This is a genomic window from Fusibacter sp., assembly GCF_057447755.1.
The window spans coordinates 1-7,245 of sequence record NZ_JBVBZF010000177.1; the positions used below are offsets into that span (position 1 = coordinate 1).

Sequence of the window (7,245 nt, forward strand, 5' to 3'; positions counted from 1 at the left end):
CCATTTACTTGCAAATAGATGCCAGATCTCTTTTCTTAAAGGCATATCACATTGAACAGAATCGATGCCATACAGGGTGACACCACGCAAAATGAAAGGGTAGACATTGAGTTCAAAATCAGGTGAAGCAACATTTCCACAGCAAGTGACACAGCCATTATATGCTGTAGATTTAACGGCTGATGATAGGAATAATCCGCCAACAGTATCCACTGCGCCTGCCCACATTGGCTTAGCAAGCATTTTGCTGCCTAAGAGTGATAGTTCATCTCTATGAATGACCTCGCAAGCGCCGTTCTGAATCAATTGATCTTTCAAGTCAATTTTTCCTGTGACAGCGACAACATCGTAACCTAAATGCTTGAGGAGTCCCATAGCAATACTGCCCACGCCACCAGTTGCACCAGTTACAAGTATTTTACCATCACTCGGTTTAATACCATGATCCACAACTTTTTTCACAGATAATGCTGCTGTAAATCCTGCTGTTCCATAAAGCATAGCATTTTTTAACGAGAGTGTATCCGGTTTCTTCACAACCCATTCAGCGGGCACATCAATATATTCACCAAATCCACCGTAAGTATTCATACCAAGATCATAACCAGTGACAATAACAGGTTCGCCAACCTTGAAGTCATTTGAATTAGATTCAAAGATTTCACCACTAGCATCAATTCCAGGTACATGAGGGTATTGTCTTGTAACACCTTTATTGCCTGAAGAAGATAAGGCATCCTTGTAATTTAGTGAAGAGTATAGGACTTTAATTCTGACGTGGTCTTCTTTAAGCGTATTGAACTCAAGCTGCTTAATTTCTCTGTGAAACTGACCTTCTTTTTCGGTGATAAAATAGGCATTGTAATTCATAGGAACCTCCAGTATTCAATGATGGTTTTATATAAAACTAAACTCTTTTTCTAAAATATATCATTAATTTAGTTGCATGTCAAACAATTTGAAATCACTTATGATTTCAAGTATAATGTAAAGGGGGGTGTGATTATGAAGGATAAGTATATTGTTTATTTTATAAGTAAGACAAAGAAGAAAATGCAAAAGTTCATAGAACTTAAATTGAAGGAAAATGATGTGGAGGATTTGGTACCTTCTTATGGTAATATATTGACTGTACTTTATGAGCATGAAGGTCGTTTAAAAATGACTGAAATTAGCAACTTGGTTAATAAGGACAAATCGACGGTAACAGTGCTTGTAAACAGACTCATCGAGAGGAAGTATATACAGAAGGAGTTCTGTAAGACAGATAGACGTGTGATTTACATTGTTTTGACTGAAAAAGGAAAAGCCTTTGAACCTATTTATAAGAAGATATCACAAAACATAAACGAAGTAGCCTTTGCAGGATTTGATGAAAGTGAGAAGGAGACCTTTCTTACGCTCTTAAAAAGAATGAACAATAATTTTGATCAATTTATCAAGTAAATATATTTAATTTAAAAAGGACACTCTGAATCTGCTAGAGTGTCCTTTTTATGATAGATCATTAGTCCCTTGGGCAAAAGTATTTAGTCATAAGCCTTGTGAGGAATACATATTAAGATTTTTTGTTGTTAAGAAACTTATGGGTAGACTCTTCAACTTGGTCCTTAAGGTGCTTTAGGTTATTAGTGAATAAGCCATCATGGATGTGTGGCTTTTCAAGGAAGTAAAATGATAACCCACCTAAACCAACGTGCGTGCCAACGGCAACACCCATTTGCATCAAGAATATATCACCCTTGAAATCCGTCTCACTTTTTATGAGATTGACCAAATTTTCAGCATATAGCTTGTCAGAAGTATAGCCAACGATAACAAAGTCCGTTAAGTCCCGATTTACCCGTTCGTTGAAGGCATCAATGTAGTGTTGTAAAACTTTTTTTCGACCACGTTCTTTGCCCACAATAGCACCTTCGCCATCCCGCATGGACATAATAGGTTTAACCTTTAGCATTTTTCCAATAAAAGCACTGGTGGGTTTAAGACGACCACTTCGCACCAAATTATCTAAATCATCAACTGACAGAAAATGTTTTACATTGCGCTTGTAGGCTTCAACAAAATCGACAATTTCTTCAAAAGACTTCCCACTGTTGATTAATCGGCCTGCCTTTATCACAAGCCAACCGCTCCCATGGCTCATTGAAGTGGAGTCCACCACATGAATTTTATAATCCTTTTCCTCATGTGCATCGATAAAATAATCCTTGGCAATTAAAGCGGATTGGTAGGAACCGCTTGTTTTTCTTGACATACAGATACATAAGATTTCTTTTTTACCGTGCAAGTAGGCTTCTTCAAATAAGTCTAAAAACAGGGCAGGAGATGGCATCGCTGTGGTTGGCGGTGCTTTATAGTCTGCTATTTTTGAAAAAAAAGTATCTGCATCTATATCAATTCTATCCTTGTATGTTTTTCCGTCAATTGTGATGCTCAAAGGTGCAATACCAATATCATATTGGTCACAGATTTCTTTTGAGAGATCACAAGTAGAATCCGAAACTAATTTTATCATTGGACACCTCTTATTTTTTTTCTGACATTTGAACCGATTTATCGGCACATTTGAGCATGGCTTCGATTAAGTCAGATCTGAAGCCGGTTTTTTCAAGTGAAGCCACAGCTTCTATTGTCGTTCCCCCAGGTGAGGTTACTTGGTCTTTTAATACACCAGGGTGTAGACCCGTTTCAAGGGCCATCTTAGCAGCGCCTAAAATACTCTGAGCAGCCATTTTATAAGCTTGGTCTCTCTGCAAGCCCAATAAAACCCCAGCGTCTCCCATGGCTTCGAGCATCATAAAAACATAAGCAGGTGAAGAACCATGAACGGCTATAGCAGCATGTATAAGGGATTCCTTGATAACTTCACACTTACCGATGGCTTCAAATAATGAAACGACATATGGGTAAGAGGGATCCGTTTTTTCAACACGCGTACAAATTGATGTCATACCCTCATTTACATTCGCTGGTGTATTGGGCATGGCGCGGTAAATTTTAACTTTATGGTCGCTCCAAGTTTCTAATTGATCAAGTGTGATTCCAGCAGCGATTGAAACAAGAATTTGTGATGAAGATAAGTGGGGGGTAATTTCTGATAATACCGTTGAGACCATGTAAGGTTTCACCGCAAGGATGATATATTCACATTCCTTGGCAATGAATATATTATCCAAAGTTGTATTAATTTTAAGCGTAGATTCTATTTGATCAATGCTTTTTTGTGATGATGCACTGGCGATTATTTCGTTTTCTTTTAAGATTGAAGCATTCAATAAGCCTTTAATAATGGCCTTTGCCATATTGCCAGCACCTATGAATCCAATTTTGAACTTCATGTCTACCTCCAAGTTAGTTTTATTACACATATTGTACCATAGAATTGTTATATTTTTGTGATTTTCATTGACAAACCCTCTGAAAATAAATGATAATGAGAACAGTAGCTCAATGTATACAAAGGAAGGCAAATATGAATTTAAAAACATTAATGATGAATACAAATAAGGTTGATGTCTTGAATGAATTACTAATCTTATATCCAGAAACGGATAATGAAATAGAATCTTATGATGCGGTTTATGATCTGCTTGAAACCTTACCACTTAAACCGTTTGAAGAGTTTGAAATTAGGATTGGCTTGGTAGATCCTAGCCAGTTAGAAGATTATGAAGAAGAAATTGATGAGGAAGCATACGTAGTTGTTTCAGGGTACGATGCAAATCAGGACCTTCAATTTGCACTTGGATTTGCCAAGTGGGAAGAGTGGGTAAATGCACCGATTAAAGTTGATCAGACACTCCAAATCACAAATGAAAGTATTGTTGCAATATGCTTATACGAAATGACCTTTTACGGTTTTGATGAGAAATCCATTTCAGGTGAACTTCAAGCACTTGAAAATGGTTTAAGCAGCGATATGTTCCACTAACAACATTTGAGCCATCTTCGATGTCTCAAACCAATTTTCGCTGACGCTGTTTAAGGTTGAAAACGCCTCATCACAGCTTTTGGCTCAAATCTTGTTGTATATAATCATTTAACGTCAAAACCTTGTTTTGCCGCATCTAACCGCTTTTGACAAGTTGGTGATTCTTGCTTAAAGCTGGACGAGAACTAAAAATCTACAAAAATAGACCGATCTCAAATATGAGAGCGGTCTTTTTTATATAAGTTATCTATTTTCATCCAGCACTGCGAATGAATATCTATTTGCCATCAAGAAGATTTCCAAGGCCACCTAAAATATCCAGCGCGCTGCCTTCGCCAGTGGATTTACCGCCATGAGCTCTAGCATTTGATAAAATACGGTCAGCCATTCTGCTGAATGGCAATGATTGAAGCCAAACTTTACCTGGGCCTCTAAGTGTTGCTAAAAACAAACCTTCACCACCAAATACAGCACTTTTAATGCCTTTAACCATTTCAATGTCATAATCGACAGAGCTTGTAAGTGCAACCAAGCAACCTGTATCAATTTTTAAAACTTGTCCTGAAGCGAGTTCTTTTTCGATAATAGTACCACCTGCATGCAAAAAGGTTAAACCATCACCTTCAAGTCTTTGCATGATAAAGCCTTCACCACCAAAAAAGCCGACGCCAATTCTCTTTTGAAAAGCAATCCCGATAGAAATCCCTTTTGCAGAACATAAATAAGCATCTTTTTGGGCAATTAATCGACCTTGATATTGCGTTAAATCAATAGGAACAATTTTTCCTGGATAACCGGCAGCAAAAGCAACCTTTCTCCGCTGGCTGGACTCGTTAGTGAACTGAGTCATGAAAAGGCTTTCACCTGTTATCATACGTTTTCCAGCGCCAACGAGTTTACCCATAAAACCACCAGAGTTGCTTTGATCAGAACCATCTCCAAAGATCGTTTCCATTTCCACGCCTTGTTCCATATACATCATAGCGCCGGCTTCGGCAATGACAGATTCTCTTGGATCAAGTTCGATTTCTACGAACTGCATGTCATCCCCGAATAATTCATAGTCTATTTCATGTGCAATCATAATAAGCCTCCTTTTAACCATACATACCAATTTTTGAAGCCATTATAACATATGAAGATTAAAATTAGGTTATAAAGAATGAAATTAATATTAAGCCATTAGTTTTTGCTTTCAGTCTCTTTTTCTGCCTTTTCAAGTGCTTCTTGTTCAGCTTTTTCAGCGGCTTCCTGCTTGGCTAATGAACCGTCATAAATGCCTTTCATGAGTTCAAAGGTTCCATTGGAATCATGATAGAAATAACTTAAACCATCCTTGCCAGTGCCGGTTGATTTCATTGGTAAAGTATAAAAGTGAACATCATCCTTAGATACGCCCAGGAGTGAAGTTGTGTATAGCAGGATATCTTTTGAGCTCAAATCAGATTCAACATACTCCAGTGCCTTAGAAGCAACAAAAGGCAACTTCACAGTTAAGGCTTCTTTGGCAGCACTTTTTAGAAATGCCTGTTGACGAACGATTCTTTGGATATCGCCTTCTCTGATCTTGCCATCATTTGATTTTCTGAATCTCAAATAGCCCATTGCCTGTTCACCCGATATTTTTTGAAGACCAGGTTGAAAATCAATGTGTAGTGGTGGGTTTGCATAGGGATCATCGTATTTCATCCGTATTGGAACATCAACTTCCACACCACCAAGAAGCGATACGATTGCAGCGACAGCATCATAGTCGACTTTAATATAATGATCGATTTCAATACCCATAAGTTGCTCGATGGCATTTGTTAAGCCTTCTGCACCACCAACATCCTTAAAACCATATCGTGCATTAAGCTTTTTTTGTCCAAGCTTGTTATGACCTTCAGTAGGGAAGTAGGTATCCCTTGGGATTGAAATTGCACTAATGTTATTTGTCTTAGTATCCACGGAGAATAAAATCATAGTATCGGTTCTAGTACCTTCAACACCAAATACAAGCACATTGATTCTATCTTGATAAAATGTACCGAATCCAATTGCAGTAACACTCATCAGGAGGATTATTACGATGAAAATTTTTATGCCTTTTTTCATATAGACCTTCTTGTCTTTTACATTAAGATATGACATCTTGTGTCATCCATAGCTAGTATAAGGCTTTTGTAAACTTTGTCAACAGAATTTAAGTACTTGAATTTAGACATTTATAAGACAACAAATTGAATAAAATATGAACAAGGCTTACAAAAAACATAAATTTAACATAGATTTAGCATGAATCTGATGTTGAATGAGTCTTATATTGATATAATCAAGATGTTCCACTAAGTGGTAAACATCCTACATGAAAATCTCAGATAAAAGACCATTAGATTAGCCCATCTTAATGGTCTTTTGTCATGAAAAGAGGCTTTAATTTGTAATGTTAGGGTATAATTTTAAGAGGATAAAAAAAAGATACAAACCCTTCATAATTTGTTTTCTATTTGTAAATGAAATGTAAGAATTATCATATGGCGGATGTGCTATAATTAGCTTCTGCCATCATAAAAGAGTGAATGGCTTAACTACCGAGGGATGCTCTGTAGTATGAGAGAGTAGGAGTAATTAATGGAACTTAAAAAAAACAAAGACAAAAAGAGAATTCAAGATATCATTTATGTATTGATCGGCTCAATTATCTTAGCTGTTGCGATCACATCTATTTTGAAACCAAATGGCATCATTACAGGTGGTATAACCGGTTTTTCATTGGTAATGGAACGCATCTTGGGTATTTCATACACTTATATTTATTATGTATTATCACTAATGGTGCTTATTGCCACCTATTTAACACTTGGAAAACGAGAAGCGCGTAAAATTGTAGTATTCTCTTTGTTTTTTCCTATGGTTTTAATTTTATTTAGCCGATTTTCCTTCAATTTTGTTCAAAATGACCTTTTCCTTGCATCGGTTTACTACGGCATTATGGCGGGATCAGCAACTGGTCTTATTTTAAAAGGTGGCTTTTCATCTGGTGGAACAGACACGATTGCCAAAATTATTAATAAGCGACTTTTTAGATTTATGTCCATTTCGATTATTATAGCTGCCCTAGATGTGAGTGTTCTTATATTTGCAGCATTTGTTTTTGACACAAGAATTGCTTTATACGCATTACTCACACAGGTAGTCGCAATGAAATCGGTTGAAACTGTGCTATACGGTTTTTCCTCAAAAGTCGTAAAACTTGAAATCATCAGTGAGAAAGAAGCTGAAATTGAGGACTATATTTTAAAGCATTTGAATAGAGGTATTTCTAAATA

The 7,245-nt window shown here is 36.8% G+C and carries 8 protein-coding genes; 3 read left to right on the plus strand and 5 right to left on the minus strand.

Annotation, left to right across the window (positions count from 1 at the left end; all coding sequences use genetic code 11):
* The coding region (locus AC220I_RS15500; RefSeq protein ID WP_486724767.1) for a YhdH/YhfP family quinone oxidoreductase at window positions 1-870 on the minus strand (870 nt) is incomplete at its 3' end.
* Window positions 871-1,005: 135 nt separating this feature from the next.
* On the opposite strand from AC220I_RS15500, the gene AC220I_RS15505 reads away from it, so the two are divergent.
* Window positions 1,006-1,446, plus strand: coding sequence for a MarR family winged helix-turn-helix transcriptional regulator (locus AC220I_RS15505; RefSeq protein ID WP_486724768.1), 441 nt, complete (start codon window positions 1,006-1,008; stop codon window positions 1,444-1,446).
* A gap of 112 nt (window positions 1,447-1,558) precedes the next feature.
* Here the strand turns inward: AC220I_RS15505 and AC220I_RS15510 are convergent, their stop codons facing one another.
* Both AC220I_RS15510 and proC read right to left on the minus strand, forming a co-directional pair.
* On the minus strand, window positions 1,559-2,518 hold the full coding sequence (locus AC220I_RS15510) for a DegV family protein (RefSeq protein ID WP_486724769.1): 960 nt from the start codon (window positions 2,516-2,518) through the stop codon (window positions 1,559-1,561).
* Between the two features lie 10 nt (window positions 2,519-2,528).
* Window positions 2,529-3,341 (minus strand): pyrroline-5-carboxylate reductase, encoded by an 813-nt coding sequence (gene proC, locus AC220I_RS15515; RefSeq protein WP_486724770.1) that lies wholly within the window; start codon window positions 3,339-3,341, stop codon window positions 2,529-2,531.
* Between the two features lie 134 nt (window positions 3,342-3,475).
* Here proC and AC220I_RS15520 point away from each other — a divergent pair, with 134 nt between their 5' ends.
* A complete protein-coding gene (locus AC220I_RS15520) occupies window positions 3,476-3,934 on the plus strand; it encodes a DUF6557 family protein (protein WP_486724771.1) in 459 nt (152 codons plus the stop codon).
* A 277-nt stretch (window positions 3,935-4,211) separates the two neighbouring features.
* On the opposite strand, the gene AC220I_RS15525 is transcribed toward AC220I_RS15520, so the two are convergent.
* Window positions 4,212-5,018, minus strand: a complete 807-nt coding sequence (locus tag AC220I_RS15525) for a TIGR00266 family protein (protein ID WP_486724772.1) — start codon at window positions 5,016-5,018, stop codon at window positions 4,212-4,214.
* 98 nt (window positions 5,019-5,116) lie between these two features.
* On the minus strand, window positions 5,117-6,067 hold the full coding sequence (locus AC220I_RS15530; protein ID WP_486724773.1) for an LCP family protein: 951 nt from the start codon (window positions 6,065-6,067) through the stop codon (window positions 5,117-5,119).
* Window positions 6,068-6,547: 480 nt separating this feature from the next.
* On the opposite strand from AC220I_RS15530, the gene AC220I_RS15535 reads away from it, so the two are divergent.
* A partial coding sequence (locus AC220I_RS15535; protein WP_486724774.1) for a YitT family protein occupies window positions 6,548-7,245 on the plus strand: 698 nt, incomplete at its 3' end.